Source organism: Vibrio sp. 10N.261.51.C6 (genome assembly GCF_041471785.1).
Classification (GTDB): domain Bacteria; phylum Pseudomonadota; class Gammaproteobacteria; order Enterobacterales; family Vibrionaceae; genus Vibrio; species Vibrio crassostreae_C.
This window is the reverse complement of the sequence record NZ_JBFRPB010000030.1, coordinates 12,425-32,059: the sequence shown is the minus strand read 5'-3', so window position 1 is coordinate 32,059 and position 19,635 is coordinate 12,425. Positions and strand designations below refer to the sequence as shown.

Sequence of the window (19,635 nt, the reverse complement as noted above, 5' to 3'; positions counted from 1 at the left end):
CACGTAAATATCGTTAAATAAGTGGAGGTTAAAATGAGTTTTTGGGTTTTATTACAAGGTTTTGGTCTAGGGGCAAGTATGATTATCCCTATTGGCGCTCAGAATGCGTACGTCCTAAATCAAGGGATAAAACGCAATCATCATTTAACGACAGCAACGATTTGTAGCCTGCTCGATACTCTGTTTATCTCATTAGGCATTTTTGGCGGCGGAGCGATCTTGTCGCAAAATGAATTACTGCTTACCTCAGTGACACTAGGTGGCATCGCTTTTCTGACTGTGTATGGTTTGCTCTCACTACGCAGTGCATTCAAAGTGCGCACCAGTGATGAGTCGAAAGGTGAGATATTAGCGCGTGGCAAGCGCACCGTTATTTTAGGGGCATTGGCAGTGACAGTATTAAACCCACATCTCTATTTGGATACCGTGGTAATTCTTGGATCCATTGGTGGGCAATTTGAAGGCAACGACAGAATTGCATTTGCTATGGGGACTATATTGGCTTCGTTCGTCTGGTTCTATTCTTTGTCATTAGGCGCTGCAAAACTAGGCCCGACGCTATCTAAACCTAAGGTTAAGAAAGGCATTGATATCGCAGTCGCAACCATGATGTTCGCCATAGCAACGGTGCTTACCGATGGACTTATTGAGCAATACTGGTAAATCTATTTAGCTTCATGAAACCAACAAAAAAGGCGGATAACCTAAGTTATCCGCCTTTCCTTATAAAAGCTTATAGTTATAAAAACTAACTAGGAATTAAGCTTCTACTTTATTCATGTGTACATCCATTTGCGGGAATGGAATTTCGATACCCTCGTTATCCAAGCCTTCTTTGATTGCTTGCATCAGGTCGAAATAAACATTCCAGTAGTCAGCAGTGCTAACCCATGGACGAACAACGAAGTTAACTGAAGAATCAGCAAGCGTATGAACACCAACTTGAACGCCAGGTTCTTTCAGTACACGCTCATCAGATTCACAGATCTTAGTCAGTAGCGCTTTTGTCTTCTGAAGATCAGCGTTGTAAGAAACACCAATCATTAGATCAATACGGCGCGTCGCATGACGAGAATAGTTTGTGATTGGGCTGCCGATAACGCTACCGTTAGGTACTACAACCATTTTGTTGTCTGGCGTTGTTAGAACCGTTTGGAAGATTTGAATAGAATCAACTGAACCTGCCACACCACCAATTTCCACATAGTCACCAGACTTAAATGGACGGAATGCAACGATAAGTACACCAGCAGCAAAGTTAGATAGTGAGCCTTGTAGTGCAAGACCAACGGCTAAACCAGCCGCACCAATAACAGCAACTACAGATGCCGTTTGAACACCTAAACGACCAAGTGCAGCAATTAAAACAATCACAAACAACAAGTAACGAACTAAACCATGGACGAACTCCACAACTGCTCGGTCCATTTTCTTCTTCTGAAGAACCTTAGACACGCTATTCGCTACTGCTTTAACAATAAGGTTACCAATAAATAGAATTATCAGTGCTGAAATGATATTTACGCCATATTGGATAAATAAATCTGAATTATTTGTTAACCACTGCTCTGCTTGAGACAAACCATCCACAAGTGGAGTCTCAATCGCTGTCGAACTATCAGCCATAATGTGCATCCTCTATATAATATGCTTTGGGCTAAACTGCCTTAAGCCTCATTTACTCTGCAATATAATAAACAGTGTAATTACCGTTAAGTCATTGTGTTAAAAGTAAATTAAAGCCAAGTCCTTTTTATAAACTGAACCAAGTTCAGTTTTTCGGCACGATATCCTATCTTTGACAGATTGCAAAGTCATATTTATGTAAGCTTTTGAATTATTAAAACTTACCGATAAACACAAATACCGATAACTAAAAGACTACGAAATTTATTCACCGCACGCTAGGTTTTTCACATATTTAGTACAAGTTTTTATCAGATATAAAAAAACCCGCTCAATGAGCGGGTTTTTAAAACTTAAAGAGTACTTAATTCAAAGAATTATAGTACGTCTACAGCGTTAAGGTCAGCAAATGCTTTCTCTAGACGAGCAACCATTGAAGCTTGACCAGCACGTAGCCATACGCGTGGATCGTAGTACTTCTTGTTTGGAGCAGCTTCGCCAGTTGGGTTGCCGATTTGACCTTGTAGGAAATCGAAGTTGTCAGCAGAGTACTGACGGATACCGTCCCAAGTTGCCCACTGTGTATCAGTATCGATGTTCATTTTGATAACACCGTAGCCGATAGACTCTTGGATTTCTGCTTCAGAAGAACCAGAACCACCGTGGAATACGAAGTTTAGAGCGTTAGGTGCGATACCGAACTTCTCTGCACAGTATGCTTGAGAGTCACGTAGGATAGTTGGAGTAAGTACAACGTTACCAGCTTGGTAAACACCGTGTACGTTACCGAAAGATGCAGCGATAGTGAAACGTGGGCTAACAGCCATTAGTTTCTCGTAAGCGTATGCTACGTCTTCTGGAGAAGTGTAAAGCTCAGATGCGTCCATATCAGAGTTATCAACGCCGTCTTCTTCACCACCAGTACAACCAAGTTCGATCTCGATTGTCATGTTCATTTTAGCCATGCGCTCTAGGTACTTAGCACATGTTTCGATGTTCTCTTCTAGAGACTCTTCAGAAAGGTCTAGCATGTGAGAAGAGAATAGAGGCTTACCAGTTTGTGCGAAGAACTCTTCACCAGCGTCTAGTAGACCGTCGATCCATGGAAGAAGTTTCTTAGCAGCGTGGTCAGTGTGCAGGATAACTGGAACACCGTAAGCTTCAGCTACAGCGTGTACGTATTTTGCACCAGCTACAGCGCCAAGAACTTGTGCGCCTTGACCTTCAAGTTTAACGCCTTTACCTGCGAAGAATGCAGCGCCGCCGTTAGAGAACTGAACAACTACTGGAGCTTTAACTTTAGCAGCTGCTTCTAGTACTGCGTTTACAGAGTCAGTACCAACAACGTTTACAGCAGGAAGAGCAAATTTGTTTTCTTTTGCTACTTCAAATACTTTCTGTACGTCATCGCCAGAAATCACACCAGGTTTTACAAAATCGAAGATCTTAGACATGGAAATAGTCCTATTTATTCTATCGTTTTAAGATTAAAAAACTTAAGTTTAAAAACTTGCAATCGTTTGCTCACAACTTATGCCATTCTAGCAAAAAAGTGTGATATGCAGCAAACGTTAAAAGGCGAGATTCACATCTCGCCTTTCTAAATCAATTATGCTTTAGCACGCTCTTCAAGCATTGCTACTGCAGGAAGTACTTTACCTTCAACGAATTCAAGGAAAGCGCCACCGCCAGTAGAGATGTAAGAAACGTCAGCTTTGATACCGAACTTATCGATAGCTGCTAGCGTGTCACCACCACCTGCTACAGAGAAACCTGCAGACTCAGCGATTGCTTTAGAGATACCAGCTGTACCCGCTTCGAAGTTCTTGAATTCGAATACGCCTACAGGGCCGTTCCAAAGGATTGTTTTCGCGTTGCCGATGATTTCAGCTAGTGCCGCAGTTGAATCTGGACCAAGGTCGAAGATCATGTCGTCGTCTTGAACTTCAGAAACGTGCTTGATTTCAGCTTCTGCGTTTTCGTCGAATGCTTTAGCACATGCAACGTCAGTTGCTACTGGGATAGCACACTCTTTCATTAGCTTTTGAGCCGTTTCAACTAGGTCAGCTTCGTATAGAGACTTACCTACGTTGTGGCCTTCAGCAGCGATGAATGTGTTCGCGATACCACCACCAACAACAAGCTGGTCAGCGATTTTAGATAGAGACTCAAGAACTGTTAGCTTAGTCGATACTTTAGAACCACCAACGATAGCAACTAGCGGACGCTCTGGGTTGTCCATTGCTTTGCCAAGAGCTTCAAGCTCAGCAGCAAGAAGAGGACCAGCACATGCTACAGGAGCGTGAGTACCAACACCGTGAGTAGATGCTTGTGCACGGTGAGCTGTACCGAATGCGTCCATCACGAAGATGTCACATAGCGCAGCGTACTGCTTAGAAAGTGCTTCTTCGTTCTTCTTCTCACCTTCGTTGAAACGAACGTTTTCAAGAACAACTAGCTCACCAGCGTTTAGCTCTAGGCCGTTTAGGTAATCTTTAGCTAGTTTAACTTCGCAATCTAGTGCGTCGTTTAGGTAGTTAACTACAGGAGCTAGAGAGAACTCTTCGTTGTATTCGCCTTCAGTAGGACGACCAAGGTGAGAAGTAACCATTACTTTTGCACCAGCTTCTAGGCAAAGCTTGATAGTTGGTAGAGATGCTAGGATACGTGCATCTGAAGTTACTTTACCGTCTTTTACTGGTACGTTTAGGTCAGCACGGATAAATACGCGTTTACCTGCAAGTTCCAGGTCAGTCATCTTGATCACAGACATGATTTGTCCTCTCAAATTTAAATAAAAATAAAGTTTTGGAAACTCAGCAACCCTGCTAAGCCTATAAATTATTCAACTGGTAATTCTTTCACTACTAATAATATGTGGACTCTTAGTATTTATTTCAAGCTAAAAAATAAATAATCCGCACATTTGCTTCTAGGTCTTACTTCTTGCCTTCAGAAGCTTGCATTGCAAGAACCGTATCCAGCATTCGGTTCGCAAAGCCCCATTCATTATCACACCACACTAGCATTTTAACTAAGTGGCCGTTGCTCACTCGCGTTTGTGAACCATCAACGATTGCGCTATGGGGATCGTGATTAAAGTCGATGGAAACGAGCGGCGCTTCAGTATAGTCAACTATATTGTGTAATGTACACTGGGATGCATTAACAATGGTTTGATTTACGTCATTAACTTTCACATTTGCATTAATTGTGACACTTAAATCCATCGCTGTTACGTTTACCGTCGGCACACGCACAGATATAGCTTCAAATTTGTTGGAAAATTTCGGGAAGATTCTTTCAATACCTTTATGCAACTTGGTATCGACAGGAATGATCGATTGGCTTGCTGCTCGAGTACGACGCAAATCGCTGTGGTACGCATCGATAACTTGTTGATCATTCATTGAAGAGTGAATAGTCGTAATCGTACCGGACTCGATACCAAAGGCGTCATCAAGAACCTTAATGATAGGGACAATACAGTTGGTGGTGCACGAACCATTGGAAACGATTTGGTGGTCCGCTTCGATGGTATCGTGGTTCACACCATAGATAATGGTGTTATCGAGGTCATTGGCACCGGGGTGAGAAAACAGTACCTTTTTCGCCCCTGCAGCAATGTGCGCGAGGCCGTCATCTCGGCAACCATAAACACCGGTACAATCGAGAACGATATCCACCTCAAGGTCACGCCAAGGCAACAGCTCAATATCAGCAAGATGTAAGATACGAATGGTATCAAACTCACCCTTGTCTTCAGCACCAATGCCATGATGGACATAAATGTGCTCTTGATCGTTAGAGATTTTCTTACCGAAGCGGCCGTGACTGGTGTCGTACTGCAATAGGTGAGCCATAGCGTCAGGCTGAGCAAGCTCATTGACCGCTACTACTTTGATTTGTTGGCTTTTGCCACTTTCATAGACAGCGCGCAATACATTACGCCCTATTCGTCCAAATCCATTTATCGCGACTTTTAGCATAGTTCCGTACATCTAACCAAAATTTCGTGCAACAGATGATAACTGAATCCTACCCAAAAGGCATTACTTGAATAACTCAGCTTGTTCATGACAGATTGATCTGTTGCTTATAGAGATGAGTCTAGGAGAAACAAATCCCAGAGACAAAAAACCGAGCTCAGCGCTCGGTTTTTTTATTCATTTCATTGTTAGCACTAAGCTAGCAATCAATGATTAAGCAAGAAGCTCTTTCGCGGTGTTTACTACGTTTTCAGTAGTGAAACCGAACATCTTGAATAGCTCGCCTGCTGGTGCAGATTCGCCGAACGTTGTCATACCGATGATCTTGCCACCGAAACCAACGTACTTGTACCAGAAGTCAGCGATGCCAGCTTCTACTGCGATACGAGCAGTAACGTCAGATGGAAGTACAGACTCACGGTATTCAGCATCTTGCTTGTCGAACGCGTCAGTTGCAGGCATAGATACTACGCGTACTGCTTTACCTTCAGCGGTTAACTGTGCAGCAGCTTCAACAGCAAGCTCAACTTCAGAACCTGTTGCAATGATGATTAGCTCAGGCTTGCCTTCACAATCTTTCAGGATGTAACCACCCTTAGCGATGTTAGCTACTTGCTCAGCATTACGATCTTGTTGTGCAAGGTTTTGACGAGAGAAGATTAAAGATGAAGGACCATCTTTACGCTCAATAGCCAGTTTCCAAGCAACAGCAGACTCAACTTGGTCACATGGGCGCCATGTGCTCATGTTTGGCGTTAGACGTAGAGAAGCGATCTGTTCAACCGGTTGGTGAGTAGGACCATCTTCGCCTAAGCCGATAGAGTCGTGCGTGTAAACTTGGATGTTCTGAACTTTCATCAGAGCAGCCATACGCATTGCGTTACGCGCGTATTCCATGAACATTAGGAACGTTGCGCCGTATGGTACGAAACCACCGTGCAGAGCGATGCCGTTCATGATAGCCGTCATACCGAATTCACGTACACCGTAGTGGATGTAGTTACCAGAGAAGTCAGTTGCTTCAAGAGACTTAGAGCCAGACCACATAGTTAGGTTGGAAGGCGCTAGGTCAGCAGAGCCGCCCATGAATTCTGGAAGCATTTGACCAAACGCTTCTAGAGCATTTTGAGATGCTTTACGTGAAGCAATGTTTGCAGGGTTAGCTTGAAGATCAGCAATGATTGCGTTTGCTTTCTCTTCCCACTCAGCTGGAAGTTCACCGTTAGTACGACGTTTGAATTCTGCTGCTAGCTCTGGGTAAGCCGCTGCGTATGCGTCAAACTTAGCATTCCACGCCGCTTCTTTTGCTGCGCCCGCTTCTTTCGCATTCCACTCAGCTGCGATATCTGCTGGGATTTCGAAAGGACCGTGTTCCCAACCAAGTGCTGCTTTAGTTGCTGTAATTTCATCAGCGCCTAGTGGGGCACCGTGACAGTCGTGCGTACCTGCCTTGTTTGGAGAACCAAAACCGATGATAGTTTTAGTACAGATAAGTGTTGGACGAGGGTCCGCTTTAGCCGCTTCAATTGCTGCATTGATAGCGTCAGAGTCGTGACCATCTACCGCTGGGATTACATGCCAGCCGTAAGCTTCAAAACGCTTAGGTGTATCGTCAGAGAACCAACCTTCAACTTCACCATCGATAGAGATACCATTATCATCCCAGAAAGCAACTAGCTTACCAAGACCAAGCGTACCAGCTAGTGAACATGCTTCGTGAGAGATACCTTCCATCAGACAGCCATCACCCATGAATGCATAAGTGTAGTGGTCTACGATGTCGTGGCCTTCTTTGTTGAACTGGGCAGCAAGCGCTTTCTCAGCCATTGCCATACCAACAGCGTTAGTGATGCCTTGACCTAGAGGACCAGTCGTTGTCTCGATACCAGGAGCGTAACCGTACTCTGGGTGACCTGGAGTCTTAGAGTGCAGTTGACGGAAGTTTTTCAGGTCTTCAATTGAAAGCTCGTAACCTGCAAGGTGAAGCAGAGAGTAAATCAACATTGAACCATGGCCGTTAGACAAGATAAAACGGTCGCGGTCAGCCCACTCTGGGTTTGCTGGGTTGTGGTTCAAGTGGCCACGCCAAAGAACTTCAGCGATGTCAGCCATACCCATAGGTGCGCCTGGGTGGCCTGAATTTGCTTGTTGAACACCGTCCATGCTAAGTGCGCGGATTGCATTGGCTAGATCTTTACGAGAAGGCATGTCTGCTCCTGAGTACATAAGCGATTTAAAAAAGAGATAATTGCTAAAGTTTTCATTTTTATTAGCGCGGGTATTCTCTCAAACGACTATTGCGACTGCAAACGTTTTACTGGCATTTTAACTGTCATTTTTCGCAATTTTCGAACATTTACATCACTTGGCAGTGGCTTATCTCAATCGATACGCAAACGATTAGTTATGACATATCATAAAAAAGAGCTTGTAATTCGACCGCTGGAATTTAGAATAGCCGTCTAGATGTAGAAACACCTACAAAATATACTGTATTTAATGGCGCGCTTCCTAGCTTGCGACGCCATAAACTATTTACACCAAAAACTAAAAGTGGAGCTCTCATGGCTAAGCACCTATTCACTTCTGAATCTGTTTCAGAAGGCCATCCAGATAAAATTGCAGACCAAATCTCTGATGCTGTTCTTGATGCCATCTTGGAACAAGATCCAAAAGCACGTGTTGCTTGTGAGACTTACGTTAAAACCGGCATGGTTATGGTTGGCGGTGAAGTAACAACGTCTGCATGGGTTGATATCGAAGAAATCACTCGTGAAACAGTACGTGAAATTGGTTACGTTCATTCTGATATGGGCTTTGACGCTGACTCTTGTGCTGTTCTAAACACAATTGGTAAGCAGTCTCCAGACATCAACCAAGGTGTTGATAAAGAAGACCCTAAAGAGCAAGGCGCAGGCGACCAAGGCATCATGTTTGGTTACGCGACTAACGAAACACCAATCCTAATGCCGGCTCCAATTACTTACTCTCACCTTCTTGTTAAGAAGCAAGCTGAAGTACGTAAGAGCGGTAAACTTGACTTCCTTCGCCCTGATGCGAAATCTCAAGTTACGTTCCAATACGACCAAGGTAAAATCGTTGGTATCGACGCTGTTGTTCTTTCGACTCAACACTGCGATTCAGTAACAACACCGGATCTACGTGAAGCAGTAATGGAAGAGATCATCAAACCAGTACTTCCTGCTGAGTGGATCAACAAAGACACTAACTTCTTCATCAACCCAACAGGCCGTTTCGTAATCGGTGGCCCAATGGGTGACTGTGGTCTAACAGGTCGTAAGATCATCGTTGATACCTACGGCGGCGCAGCTCGTCACGGTGGCGGTGCATTCTCTGGTAAAGATCCATCAAAAGTTGACCGTTCTGCAGCTTACGCGGCTCGTTACGTTGCGAAAAACATCGTTGCTGCTGGCATGGCTGACCGTTGTGAGATTCAACTGTCTTACGCTATCGGTGTTGCTGATCCAACATCTATCATGGTTGAAACGTTTGGTACTGAAAAAGTAGCTCACGAAATTATCATTGAAGCAGTTCGTCAAAACTTCGACCTACGTCCATACGGTCTTCAAGAGATGTTGAACCTTCTTCAGCCTATCTACAAGCAGACTGCTGCATACGGCCACTTCGGTCGTGAAGAGTTCCCTTGGGAAGCGACTGACAAAGCAGCAATCCTTGCGGACTTCGCTGGCCTAAAATAATTTAGCCACTGCGATTTGTTTCTTTAAAGCCCTTACTTCTTAGTAAGGGCTTTATTTTTATGTACTTACCTTACTTTCACTCGCCATTCTCTTCTCTAATGCCCTTCTTTACCGTTAACCACTTAGTATAAAAAACCGCTGATAATTTGTGTTTTCTAACACTACTGACAATAGTTAAGGTAACTCCTAAGAGATCAAGCTCACATTTAACTTAAATTAATTCAGCCTGATAACGCTCGTTAAATGCACGCTAGAACAAAAACTGGGATGACAAAGAGCAATTTAGCTCAACACCATAACTCTCACACAAGCCACATCGATGAGCCTTATGGAATTATAACTAGGACGTTATTTAACTAGGGGGATCTATGCCTCGTACCGCGCACCCATCCGAACTGAACGATAAAAAACACAAGGTCAGCGATAAGGATTACGCTCGCACCATTCCTTGTAACCAAATCAGTATTTCCGCACCCTTTCATTGGTTGTCGCTTGCTCTGCATGACTTAGTAAGAATGCCATTAATCAGCGCATTCTACGGTTTGTGCTTTATGGGAGCGGCAATCGCCATTGTTCAGCTTGTCCAATGGCAAGGAACACACTTGGTCGTAATGCCAAGCCTGATCGTGTACATGCTAATAGGGCCGTTTCTTGCTCTGGGCTTGTATGACGCAGCTTGGGAAAGAGAAAAAGGCCACAACGCAAGCCTACTGCACTCGATGAAAGCCATCACTCGCAACTCCACCCACCAATGGGCCTTTGCGATCGTATTGATGGTTGCGATGATATTCTGGATGCGTATCGCTGCATTATTGCACGCGCTCTACCCTTCAGTGCAAGGCGCACCACTGGCTGAGTTCGCTCCCTTCTTAATTACGGGTTCTGTGATTGGTTTTGTTATCGCAAGCCTCATATTTAGCATCTCAGCATTTTCAATTCCGTTAATGATGGAGAGACGCGTTGATGTGATGAGTGCGATTTTCACTAGCTTTAATGCCGTGAAATCGAACATCCCTGCAATGGTGGTTTGGGCGAGTATTATTTGTGCCGGTATTTTGGTGGGTTTTGCCACCTACGGCATCGGAATGATCGTCACCATGCCGCTACTTGGCTATGCTACATGGCACGCTTATCACGAGATCATTAAGAAAAAACATCACGTGTAAAGCATCGCTAGATCAACAAGCAATGTTATGATTAGGCCTTGGTTTAAACGCTGAGGCCTTTTATTTGGAGTTAACAACGTTTGTCTTACACCCCGCAACAACACCGAGCAAATAAGAAATTGGCCGAATGCCTAGCTATCGCAAATCAACATTTCTCTCGTGAATTTCCACACCCAACTATCACCTTCAAGTTAAGAGGCAAAGCGGCGGGAAAGGCCTACCTTCAGCTCAACGAAATTAAGCTCAACCACGTACTATTTTCTGAAAATGAAGATGCCTTCATCAACGAGGTTGTGCCACATGAACTCGCACACCTGATCACGCATCAGGTTTTCGGACGTGTTAGGCCTCACGGAAACGAGTGGAAATACGTGATGGAAAAAGTATTCAACGTGCCAGCCAGAACAACTCACAGCTTTGAAATCGCGTCAGTTCAAGGGAAAACCTTTGAATATCGATGTGAGTGCACCACTTACCCATTATCAATCAGACGACACAACAAAGTACTTCGGAATCAATCGACCTACCGCTGCCAATTGTGCCAGCAAACCTTAGCTTTCACGGGAACTCAACTAAGCTAGTGACAGGTTGATTTACTCGGTAGAACAAATCTAATAGAGAGATCTAACATTTGAGTGCTAGACTGATGTTTATCATACTTTTATCAGTCTTTTTCTATGCAAAAACTCACCTTCAAAGCATTTGGCCTACCTGTATCTTTTTACTTAACAATAGTATTTGGCCTACTGGTAACCCAAAGCGTTCTCGCCGCACCACCGAGCTCATTTTCCAAAGCAAAAAGAGAAGCGGTGAAGATTTACCTCGACCATCCGACTTCATTTTATTGCGGCTGTGACATTACATGGAAGGACAAAAAGAAAGGCATTCCCGACCTTGATGGCTGTGGCTATCAAGTCCGAAAACAACAAAAGCGGGCGAGTCGAATTGAGTGGGAACACGTGGTTCCAGCTTGGCAATTTGGCCACCAGCGTCAGTGTTGGCAAGATGGTGGGCGCAAGAACTGCACTCGCAATGACAAAATATTCAAATCCATGGAAGCCGACCTTCACAACCTAACTCCGGCCATTGGCGAGGTTAACGGTGATCGCTCCAACTACAATTTCAGTCAGTGGAATGGGATGGATGGAGTAAGCTATGGTCAGTGTGAAATGCAGGTCAACTTCAAGCAGCGTAAAGTTATGCCGCCAGACAGAGCAAAAGGCTCTATCGCGCGTACTTACCTTTACATGAGCCAAGAGTATGGTTTCAAACTCTCTAAGCAACAAACCAACCTAATGATGGCGTGGAACAAGCAATTTCCTGTCGACAAGTGGGAATGTACTCGTGATGAGCGTATCTATGCCATCCAAGGGAATCACAACCCATTTGTTTATCCAGCTTGTAAATAACGCCACTCGCGTAACCCACATTCCTAGCCGTCTCAAACAAGAGTTTCAGAATTGCCCCTGAAACTCTTGCTCTACCCTTGTTTTTTCAACTAAAAGCATCCATGTTAGGCAGAGACAAAATACCCAAATGATCATATTTATAGGTTTACCAGCATGAGAATCCCTCGTATCCATCACCCAGAACGCATTCATCAGTTAGGTTCACTCGCTTTAGGCGAAGATGCCGCGGGTCATGTTGGTCGTGTCCTTCGTATGAAAGAAGGTCAAGAAGTGCTTCTTTTTGATGGCAGTGGTGCTGAATTTCCAGCGACAATTGCTGAAGTATCAAAGAAGAATGTGACGGTTAATGTTACTGAGCGAATCGAGCGCAGCAGTGAATCTCCATTAGACTTACATCTGGGGCAAGTGATTTCACGTGGCGACAAAATGGAGTTCACAATCCAAAAATCAGTAGAGCTTGGTGTGAATACCATTACTCCTCTGATTTCAGAACGCTGCGGCGTTAAACTAGATGCTAAACGCTTCGAGAAAAAACTTGCTCAGTGGCAGAAAATTGCGATCGCAGCGTGTGAACAGTGCGGTCGAAATACAGTTCCAGTGATTCGCCCTATCATGCAACTTGAAGAGTGGTGTAGTGAACCGAGTGAAGCATTAAAGCTGAACTTACATCCTCGTGCAAAATACTCAATTAATACCCTTCCAGAACCTATCAGTAAGGTACGCCTATTGATCGGCCCTGAAGGTGGCTTGTCGGCTGAAGAAATCGGCATGACAGAACAATACAAATTTGAAGAGACGCTACTCGGCCCACGTGTACTTCGTACCGAAACAGCAGCTCTAACCGCAATTACTGCCTTACAAGTCCGTTTTGGCGATCTAGGCTAGGAGAAAAAAATGATCAAACTTGGCATCGTAATGGATCCAATTTCATCCATTAACATCAAAAAAGACTCTAGCTTTGCCATGATGCTTGAAGCTCAGCGTCGTGGTTACGAAATCCATTACATGGAAATGGATGATCTACATTTAGATCAAGGCGTAGCCATTGCTGACACTAAGGTTGTTGAACTAAAAGAAGATCCAAACGGTTGGTACGAGTTCAAATCAGAACAGACTATCGCGCTATCCGATTTAGATGCGGTACTAATGCGTAAAGATCCTCCGTTTGATACTGAGTACATCTACGCAACTTACATTCTTGAGCGTGCTGAAGAGAACGGCGCACTGATCGTCAACAAACCACAAAGCCTACGTGACTGTAACGAGAAGTTGTTCACGGCATGGTTCCCTGAACTGACACCGACCACCATCGTGACTCGTAAAGCTGAAAAAATTAAAGCGTTCCGAGAAGAACACGGCGACGTGATTCTAAAACCACTTGATGGCATGGGCGGCGCGTCTATCTTCCGTGTGAAAGAAGGCGATCCAAACGTATCAGTTATTATTGAAACCTTGACCAACCACGGTCAGAACTACGCAATGGCACAAACTTTTGTTCCAGACATCAGCAATGGTGATAAGCGTATTCTTGTGGTTGACGGTGAGCCAATGCCTTACTGTCTAGCGCGTATTCCTGCAAAAGGGGAAACTCGAGGTAACCTTGCTGCTGGCGGTACAGGTGAAGCTCGTCCTCTAAGTGAAACAGACTGGGCTATCGCAAGAGCAGTTGCTCCAGCACTGAAAGAGAAAGGCTTAATCTTTGTTGGGCTTGATGTTATCGGCGACAAGCTGACTGAAATTAACGTGACTAGCCCTACTTGTATCCGTGAAATTGAAGCCGCTTTTGATATTTCAGTTACAGGTAAATTAATGGATGCAATTGAGCGTCGCGTTAACGCTAAATAGCCTAAACTAAAGAAAGCCTTAGCTATTCGAAAACACAGAAATATCTAGGCAAAGAACAATGAGCGGCTTTACGCCGCTCTTTTTCCTTTACTGGGAACACACTGGCAGGAGGCTCTATGAATTTAACGAACCACTTTCTGGTTGCTATGCCCGGAATGAAAGACCCATACTTTCAAAATTCGGTGATTTACCTTTGTGAGCACAATGACGAAGGCGCGATGGGTTTGATGATCAACGCCCCTATTGATGTCACTGTCGGTAGCATGCTTAAGCAAGTTGAGGTTGATTCTGATCAGCCAAAACCCAACCAAGCAAGTCTTGATAAGCCTGTATTGAATGGTGGACCGGTCGCAGAAGACCGTGGGTTTATTTTGCACAAACCTAAAGGCAACTATCAATCCAGTATCAGCATGACGGATCAAATCTCAGTGACAACCTCAAAAGATATCTTGATGGTGTTGGGCACAGAAGATGAGCCGATGAATTATTTAGTCGCACTTGGGTATGCAGGATGGGAACCGGGACAACTGGAAACAGAACTGACCGAGAACTCATGGTTAACCGTTGAAGCCGATCCGAAGGTCATCTTCGATACACCGATTTCTGACCGCTGGAAAGTCGCTGTACAGATGTTAGGCATTAATGCAGCTCAGCTTTCAGCAGACGCTGGTCACGCCTAGCTCAAATCAACTAAGTAAAATAAACAGACACTCTCAAACACAGATAAATTTGGAAACCCCATGTCACGAACAATTATGGCATTTGACTACGGTACAAAAAGTATCGGTAGTGCGATAGGACAAGAAATCACGGGCACCGCAAGCCCTCTAAAAGCTTTTAAAGCCAAAGATGGCATCCCAAATTGGGACGATATCGAAAAGCAAATTAAGGAGTGGCAGCCGAATCTTATCGTGGTTGGTCTTCCTACCGATCTTCATGGTAAAGATCTAGCCGCGATTACACCAAGGGCGAAGAAGTTTGCCAATCGCCTAAAAGGGCGCTTTGGTGTCGATGTTGAACTGCATGATGAAAGACTTTCTACGACAGAAGCAAGGGCCGACCTTTTTGAAATGGGCGGCTACAAAGCACTAAGTAAAGGTAATGTCGATAACCAGTCTGCAGTCGTCATTTTAGAGAGCTGGTTTGAAGCACAATATTCATAACGAAAATTAAGAGCTCAAAGATTAAACTCCTTTGTGATCCTATAATGATATTACGGCGTAATGTCGAAGCAATTCATTATTAGGTAAGTGGGAGTTCACATGAAAATTTTTCTAGCAATCTTCGTAGCTCTAGCAATATCAGCATGCAGTTCGACAAGCTCCAATAATGCAGGTTATATGAATCATACTTCGACTGACGCAGACGTAATCAGCGAGCCTAAGAACAAGAAGCGTTGATAATACAGACGCAGTCGAACGATGAATATGATGAACGCCTGATTTTAACCTAGAATCAAATCAGGCGTTTTTTATCACCCCATATCTATCTTCACACCAGCCAACGCCCCAGTTCCGTAGTCGTCATCACCACGTCTAGTTTTGAGCATTAAGCGCAAGTCATTAGCAGAATCGGCACTGTGGAACGCATCCTCTTCGCTGATCTTGCCTGCTATCACTAAATCATACAAAGCTTGGTCAAAGGTCTGCATACCTATCTCTTTCGATTTAGCCATGGTTGCTTTCAGTTCGTGTAGTTCACCACGACGAATCAAGTCAGAAACACGAGGGCTATTCAGCAGAATCTCGAATACACCATGACGCCCGCTGCCATTCTTGTCGCGAATGAGTTGCTGAGCGACGACACCACGCAGGTTCATCGATAGGTCAAACAAGAACTGTTCTTTCTGCTCTTTCGGCACCAAATGAAGAATACGCTCTAGCGCTTGGTTAGCGTTATTGGCGTGCAAGGTTGCCATACACAAGTGACCCGTTTCAGCAAAGGTCATCGCGTATTCCATGGTCTCACGGCTACGGATTTCGCCAATCAAGATCATGTCTGGTGCTTGGCGTAGCGAGTTCTTAAGCGCGACTTCGTAACTCTCGGTGTCGAGCCCGACCTCACGCTGCGTCACGATGCACTTTTTATGTTCGTGCACAAATTCAATAGGGTCTTCAACCGTCAAGATATGTCCCGAGCGATTGGTGTTGCGATAGCCTGTCATTGCAGCCATTGAGGTCGATTTACCAGAGCCTGTCGCACCAACCACCAGCACAAGTCCGCGCTTAGCTATTGATAGGTCCTGTAGTACATCAGGAAGCTTTAGTTGCTCAAAGGTTGGGATGTTAGTCTCGATACGTCGAATGACCGCTCCAGGTAGCTCTCGCTGAAAGAATGCACTGACACGAAAACGACCAAAGTCACGCACAATCGCAAAATTAGCCTCACGCGTTTGCTGATATTCATCACGTCGGTCTTGTTCCATCATCGCATCAAGTAATTGAGCAACTTGAGCCGCATTCAGCTTCTCTCCTTGGGGGCGTAATTCACCATCCACACGAAAAAGGATTGGCGCATCAACCGTGATATAAAGATCCGATGCCTTTTGAGAAAGCATTCCCTCAAGGATTTGATTCAATTCCATTGTGTCCACCTTGATTAAAACATTGAGGTTTCAATTTCGATCTTTTTCTCGACCTCTTCCGAATCAACCAAGCCCTGCGCCATCAGCTGCTTCGCATTTTGTTCCATGGTCTGCATGCCGTGCGCTGCGCCCGTTTGAATGATCGAGTACATCTGCGCAACCTTATCTTCACGAATCAAGTTTCTGATCGCAGGTGTTGCCATCATGATTTCATGACACGCCACACGACCACCACCAACACGCTTTAGCAGCTTCTGGGCTATCACCGAGCGCAGTGATTCAGACAACATCGAACGAACCATATCTTTATCGCTACCTGGGAACACATCGATAATACGGTCGATCGTTTTAGCCGCAGAACTGGTGTGCAGAGTACCAAAGACCAAGTGACCCGTTTCTGCTGCGGTTAACGCTAAGCTAATCGTCTCTTGGTCACGAAGTTCACCAACCAGAATCACGTCTGGGTCTTCACGTAAGGCACTGCGCAGTGCCGCTTTAAAACTGTGGGTATCACGGTGAACTTCACGCTGGTTGACTAGGCATTTATTATTGGTGTGAACGAATTCAATCGGGTCTTCAATCGTCAGAATATGCTTATTGTGGTTGCGATTTACGTAATCAACCATCGCCGCAAGAGTCGTTGATTTACCAGAGCCAGTTGGACCAGTGACGAGCACTAACCCTTTTTCGTAGTTAGCAATCCTTTCGAAGATCTCAGGTGCACCTAACTGATCTAAAGTCGGGATTTCGACAGGGATAGTTCGAAAGACAGCTGAGCAGCCACGGGCTTGGTTAAACGCATTAACACGAAAGCGACCAACATTGGGTAATTCAAAAGAGAAGTCGACTTCCAGTTTTTCTTCAAACTCGCCGCGTTGTGAATCGCTCATGATCTCAAAAACCAAACGATGCACATCAGCATGACTCAAAGCTGGGATTCCAAGCTTCCTTACTTCACCATCTATACGTACCATTGGAGATACACCCGCAGAAAGATGTAGATCTGACGCGTTATGCTTTACACTAAAATCTAGTAACTCAGTGATATCCATTTATTTTCCCTTAAGTAAAGTCAGCTATGAGTAGTATTCAACAAAATATCGAACAAATCACCTCACAGATTCGTAGTGCTGAGCAAAAGTGCGGACGAGCTCCAGAGTCCGTGCAACTTTTAGCCGTCAGCAAAACTAAACCTATTGATGCGATTCTAGAAGCCGCACTCGGAGGCCAAGTTGCCTTTGGTGAAAACTATGTTCAAGAAGGTGTAGATAAAGTAAAACACTTTTCAGAACAACATTCTAACCTAAATTTAGAGTGGCATTTTATTGGTCCAATTCAATCCAATAAAACCCGCCCAATCGCGGAAAGCTTTCAATGGGTGCATTCCGTCGATCGCGATAAGATCGCACAAAGGCTTAATGATCAACGACCAAGCGAACTTCCACCTTTGCAAGTGTTGATTCAGGTAAACACCAGTGGTGAAGAGTCCAAATCTGGAACCTCAGAAGAGACAGTTTTTGCACTCGCGGAGTTGATTTCATCGCTCCCCAACCTCACCTTAAGAGGATTGATGTCGATTCCTGCAAACGTATCTGACTATCAATCTCAGCTTAATGCATTTTCTCAACTGGCAGAGCTTAAAGACAAGCTAGCCGCGAAGTATTCAGACATTGATACCCTTTCGATGGGGATGAGTGGTGATATGGATGCAGCAGTTGAGGCTGGCAGCACAATGGTTCGTATTGGAACAGCTATTTTCGGCGCTCGTGATTACGCGAAATAGCCGTAGTAAGTAACGACAAGTACAAGTATTGATACCGCTTCGCCTTATCCGCGCAGCGACACGCTCAGGATTTTATATATGGTACATAAGAACATCGCCTTTATTGGGGCGGGAAATATGGTTCGCTCGATTGTAGCGGGCTTAGTGGCGAGTGGTTACCCAGCGCAAAAGATTACTGCGACAGCACCTTCAGAAACCAGAAGGCTGCCGTTAGAACAAGAATACGGCATCAATACCACCAGCGATAATATTGCCGCAGCTGAAAAAGCAGACGTTGTTGTGTTATCCGTGAAACCACAGATGATGGCTGATGTATGTAAACCCTTACAAAGCATCGACTTTAGCAACAAACTGGTTATCTCCATTGCTGCGGGTATTAATGCGAATCGACTCAATGAGATGTTAAACTGCCAACTGAACCTTGTTCGTGTGATGCCAAACACGCCATCACTGCTAGGTAAAGGAATGAGCGGTCTTTATGCCGATTCAACCGTTAGCCAAAATGATAAAGACTTTGCATCTCAGCTGATGCAAGCTGTAGGTGAAGTGAGCTGGGTTGAACAAGAATCTGGTATCAACAACATCATTGCGGCGGCGGGGAGTGCTCCAGCTTACTTCTTCCTGTTTATGGAAGCGATGCAAGTTGAGGCAATCAACCAAGGCTTCGACCAAGAAACCGCTCGTAAATTAGTGCAGCAGTCTGCATTAGGCGCGGCAGAGATGGTGGTAGCGAATCCAAATACTGAATTATCGACACTGCGTGAACAAGTGACTTCAAAAGGCGGAACAACTGCAGAAGCATTGCGCACGTTCAATGAACATCAACTATCAGACATCGTAGCCAAAGCCATGCAAGCGGCGGTCGCTCGAGCTGAAGAGATGGAAAAACTGTTTTAAGCATTTTGTCGCTCATGTGATATCTAAGCGGCAAGTAAATCCGAAAAAGGAAACAATATGAACTCGATGAGCTTTCTGATCTCGACCGTTTTTGATCTTTACATCATGGTTGTGATCTTGCGTATCTGGCTACAAGCATCACGAGCAGATTTCTACAATCCGTTCTCACAATTCATCGTAAAAGCGACACAACCAGTGGTTGCTCCACTACGCCGAGTTATTCCATCAATCGGCAGCCTAGATCTGGCAACGGTTGTTTTCGCTTATGTGCTATGTGTACTCAAGTTCGTCGCTCTCAACTTAATTATCTCTGGCGGCGCGGCTGTGTTCGACATCAGCTTCCTAATCTTTGGCGGACTATCTCTGATTAAAGCGGCGGGTGGTTTGATTTTCTGGGTACTACTAATCCGTGCAATCCTTAGCTGGGTTAGTCAAGGTCGCAGCCCAATCGAGTATGTGTTCCATCAACTGACTGAGCCAATGCTAATGCCTATCCGCCGTATCCTACCGGATATGGGTGGCTTCGACTTAAGCGTTCTGGTTCTGTTCATTGTTCTTCAGTTTGCGAACTTCCTAATGGGTGACATGATTGGTCCTATTTGGTATCAGCTATAATT

The 19,635-nt window shown here is 44.7% G+C and carries 20 protein-coding genes; 13 read left to right on the top strand and 7 right to left on the bottom strand.

Features of this window, described 5'->3' with window-relative positions; translation table 11 throughout:
* Positions 1 to 33 precede the first annotated feature (33 nt).
* Entirely contained in the window at positions 34 to 663 is a 630-nt protein-coding gene (locus AB4375_RS08025; protein ID WP_017059061.1) for a LysE/ArgO family amino acid transporter, read from the top strand.
* Positions 664 to 759: 96 nt separating this feature from the next.
* On the opposite strand, the gene mscS is transcribed toward AB4375_RS08025, so the two are convergent.
* From mscS to tkt, 5 genes are all read right to left on the bottom strand, one after another.
* Positions 760 to 1,626, bottom strand: coding sequence for a small-conductance mechanosensitive channel MscS (mscS, locus tag AB4375_RS08020; protein WP_017063201.1), 867 nt, complete (start codon positions 1,624 to 1,626; stop codon positions 760 to 762).
* A gap of 377 nt (positions 1,627 to 2,003) precedes the next feature.
* A complete protein-coding gene (gene fbaA, locus AB4375_RS08015; protein ID WP_010435694.1) occupies positions 2,004 to 3,080 on the bottom strand; it encodes a class II fructose-bisphosphate aldolase in 1,077 nt (358 codons plus the stop codon).
* 155 nt (positions 3,081 to 3,235) lie between these two features.
* Positions 3,236 to 4,399: a phosphoglycerate kinase gene (locus AB4375_RS08010; protein WP_017068708.1), complete on the bottom strand. Its 1,164-nt coding sequence runs from the start codon at positions 4,397 to 4,399 to the stop codon at positions 3,236 to 3,238.
* A gap of 166 nt (positions 4,400 to 4,565) precedes the next feature.
* Complete coding sequence (gene epd, locus AB4375_RS08005; protein ID WP_032545627.1) at positions 4,566 to 5,615, bottom strand: erythrose-4-phosphate dehydrogenase; 1,050 nt, start codon at positions 5,613 to 5,615, stop codon at positions 4,566 to 4,568.
* Positions 5,616 to 5,828: 213 nt separating this feature from the next.
* A complete protein-coding gene (tkt, locus tag AB4375_RS08000) occupies positions 5,829 to 7,823 on the bottom strand; it encodes a transketolase (protein ID WP_048605833.1) in 1,995 nt (664 codons plus the stop codon).
* Positions 7,824 to 8,179: 356 nt separating this feature from the next.
* Here tkt and metK point away from each other — a divergent pair, with 356 nt between their 5' ends.
* From metK to AB4375_RS07955, 9 genes are all read left to right on the top strand, one after another.
* Entirely contained in the window at positions 8,180 to 9,334 is a 1,155-nt protein-coding gene (metK, locus tag AB4375_RS07995; RefSeq protein ID WP_017062234.1) for a methionine adenosyltransferase, read from the top strand.
* A 368-nt stretch (positions 9,335 to 9,702) separates the two neighbouring features.
* Positions 9,703 to 10,500 carry a DUF2189 domain-containing protein gene (locus AB4375_RS07990; RefSeq protein WP_017062235.1) on the top strand — a complete coding sequence of 266 codons (798 nt, stop codon included), beginning with the start codon at positions 9,703 to 9,705 and terminating at the stop codon, positions 10,498 to 10,500.
* A gap of 80 nt (positions 10,501 to 10,580) precedes the next feature.
* Entirely contained in the window at positions 10,581 to 11,081 is a 501-nt protein-coding gene (locus AB4375_RS07985; protein ID WP_017062236.1) for a SprT family zinc-dependent metalloprotease, read from the top strand.
* Positions 11,082 to 11,177: 96 nt separating this feature from the next.
* Entirely contained in the window at positions 11,178 to 11,909 is a 732-nt protein-coding gene (locus AB4375_RS07980) for an endonuclease (RefSeq protein ID WP_017063198.1), read from the top strand.
* Positions 11,910 to 12,062: 153 nt separating this feature from the next.
* On the top strand, positions 12,063 to 12,794 hold the full coding sequence (gene rsmE, locus AB4375_RS07975; RefSeq protein WP_061032418.1) for a 16S rRNA (uracil(1498)-N(3))-methyltransferase: 732 nt from the start codon (positions 12,063 to 12,065) through the stop codon (positions 12,792 to 12,794).
* 9 nt (positions 12,795 to 12,803) lie between these two features.
* Positions 12,804 to 13,754, top strand: coding sequence for a glutathione synthase (gene gshB, locus AB4375_RS07970; protein ID WP_004735482.1), 951 nt, complete (start codon positions 12,804 to 12,806; stop codon positions 13,752 to 13,754).
* Between the two features lie 116 nt (positions 13,755 to 13,870).
* Positions 13,871 to 14,434 carry a YqgE/AlgH family protein gene (locus AB4375_RS07965; protein WP_017062239.1) on the top strand — a complete coding sequence of 188 codons (564 nt, stop codon included), beginning with the start codon at positions 13,871 to 13,873 and terminating at the stop codon, positions 14,432 to 14,434.
* A gap of 60 nt (positions 14,435 to 14,494) precedes the next feature.
* Positions 14,495 to 14,917 (top strand): Holliday junction resolvase RuvX, encoded by a 423-nt coding sequence (ruvX, locus tag AB4375_RS07960; protein WP_004735480.1) that lies wholly within the window; start codon positions 14,495 to 14,497, stop codon positions 14,915 to 14,917.
* A gap of 99 nt (positions 14,918 to 15,016) precedes the next feature.
* Complete coding sequence (locus tag AB4375_RS07955) at positions 15,017 to 15,154, top strand: hypothetical protein (RefSeq protein WP_170791814.1); 138 nt, start codon at positions 15,017 to 15,019, stop codon at positions 15,152 to 15,154.
* A gap of 74 nt (positions 15,155 to 15,228) precedes the next feature.
* Here the strand turns inward: AB4375_RS07955 and AB4375_RS07950 are convergent, their stop codons facing one another.
* Positions 15,229 to 16,338, bottom strand: coding sequence for a PilT/PilU family type 4a pilus ATPase (locus AB4375_RS07950; RefSeq protein ID WP_017062241.1), 1,110 nt, complete (start codon positions 16,336 to 16,338; stop codon positions 15,229 to 15,231).
* A gap of 14 nt (positions 16,339 to 16,352) precedes the next feature.
* Positions 16,353 to 17,390: a type IV pilus twitching motility protein PilT gene (locus AB4375_RS07945; protein ID WP_017062242.1), complete on the bottom strand. Its 1,038-nt coding sequence runs from the start codon at positions 17,388 to 17,390 to the stop codon at positions 16,353 to 16,355.
* Between the two features lie 26 nt (positions 17,391 to 17,416).
* Between AB4375_RS07945 and AB4375_RS07940 the strand changes: the two genes are divergently transcribed.
* The 3 genes from AB4375_RS07940 (at position 17,417) to AB4375_RS07930 (ending at position 19,633) form a co-directional block, all read left to right on the top strand.
* Positions 17,417 to 18,121, top strand: a complete 705-nt coding sequence (locus tag AB4375_RS07940) for a YggS family pyridoxal phosphate-dependent enzyme (RefSeq protein WP_017062243.1) — start codon at positions 17,417 to 17,419, stop codon at positions 18,119 to 18,121.
* A 78-nt stretch (positions 18,122 to 18,199) separates the two neighbouring features.
* A complete protein-coding gene (gene proC, locus AB4375_RS07935; RefSeq protein ID WP_108209503.1) occupies positions 18,200 to 19,018 on the top strand; it encodes a pyrroline-5-carboxylate reductase in 819 nt (272 codons plus the stop codon).
* Between the two features lie 57 nt (positions 19,019 to 19,075).
* Positions 19,076 to 19,633 carry a YggT family protein gene (locus AB4375_RS07930; protein WP_017069592.1) on the top strand — a complete coding sequence of 186 codons (558 nt, stop codon included), beginning with the start codon at positions 19,076 to 19,078 and terminating at the stop codon, positions 19,631 to 19,633.
* The last annotated feature ends 2 nt before the right edge of the window (positions 19,634 to 19,635 follow it).

Coding starts and splice junctions, on each gene's coding strand:
- mscS (WP_017063201.1), bottom strand. CDS start 1,626: ATGGCTGATAGTTCGACAGCGATTGAGACTCCACTTGTGGATGGTTTG.
- AB4375_RS07950 (WP_017062241.1), bottom strand. CDS start 16,338: ATGGAATTGAATCAAATCCTTGAGGGAATGCTTTCTCAAAAGGCATCG.
- metK (WP_017062234.1), top strand. CDS start 8,180: ATGGCTAAGCACCTATTCACTTCTGAATCTGTTTCAGAAGGCCATCCA.
- AB4375_RS07930 (WP_017069592.1), top strand. CDS start 19,076: ATGAACTCGATGAGCTTTCTGATCTCGACCGTTTTTGATCTTTACATC.
- AB4375_RS08010 (WP_017068708.1), bottom strand. CDS start 4,399: ATGTCTGTGATCAAGATGACTGACCTGGAACTTGCAGGTAAACGCGTA.
- AB4375_RS07990 (WP_017062235.1), top strand. CDS start 9,703: ATGCCTCGTACCGCGCACCCATCCGAACTGAACGATAAAAAACACAAG.
- AB4375_RS07945 (WP_017062242.1), bottom strand. CDS start 17,390: ATGGATATCACTGAGTTACTAGATTTTAGTGTAAAGCATAACGCGTCA.
- AB4375_RS07940 (WP_017062243.1), top strand. CDS start 17,417: ATGAGTAGTATTCAACAAAATATCGAACAAATCACCTCACAGATTCGT.
- AB4375_RS08025 (WP_017059061.1), top strand. CDS start 34: ATGAGTTTTTGGGTTTTATTACAAGGTTTTGGTCTAGGGGCAAGTATG.
- AB4375_RS07955 (WP_170791814.1), top strand. CDS start 15,017: ATGAAAATTTTTCTAGCAATCTTCGTAGCTCTAGCAATATCAGCATGC.
- ruvX (WP_004735480.1), top strand. CDS start 14,495: ATGTCACGAACAATTATGGCATTTGACTACGGTACAAAAAGTATCGGT.
- tkt (WP_048605833.1), bottom strand. CDS start 7,823: ATGCCTTCTCGTAAAGATCTAGCCAATGCAATCCGCGCACTTAGCATG.
- proC (WP_108209503.1), top strand. CDS start 18,200: ATGGTACATAAGAACATCGCCTTTATTGGGGCGGGAAATATGGTTCGC.
- rsmE (WP_061032418.1), top strand. CDS start 12,063: ATGAGAATCCCTCGTATCCATCACCCAGAACGCATTCATCAGTTAGGT.
- fbaA (WP_010435694.1), bottom strand. CDS start 3,080: ATGTCTAAGATCTTCGATTTTGTAAAACCTGGTGTGATTTCTGGCGAT.
- epd (WP_032545627.1), bottom strand. CDS start 5,615: ATGCTAAAAGTCGCGATAAATGGATTTGGACGAATAGGGCGTAATGTA.
- gshB (WP_004735482.1), top strand. CDS start 12,804: ATGATCAAACTTGGCATCGTAATGGATCCAATTTCATCCATTAACATC.
- AB4375_RS07980 (WP_017063198.1), top strand. CDS start 11,178: ATGCAAAAACTCACCTTCAAAGCATTTGGCCTACCTGTATCTTTTTAC.
- AB4375_RS07965 (WP_017062239.1), top strand. CDS start 13,871: ATGAATTTAACGAACCACTTTCTGGTTGCTATGCCCGGAATGAAAGAC.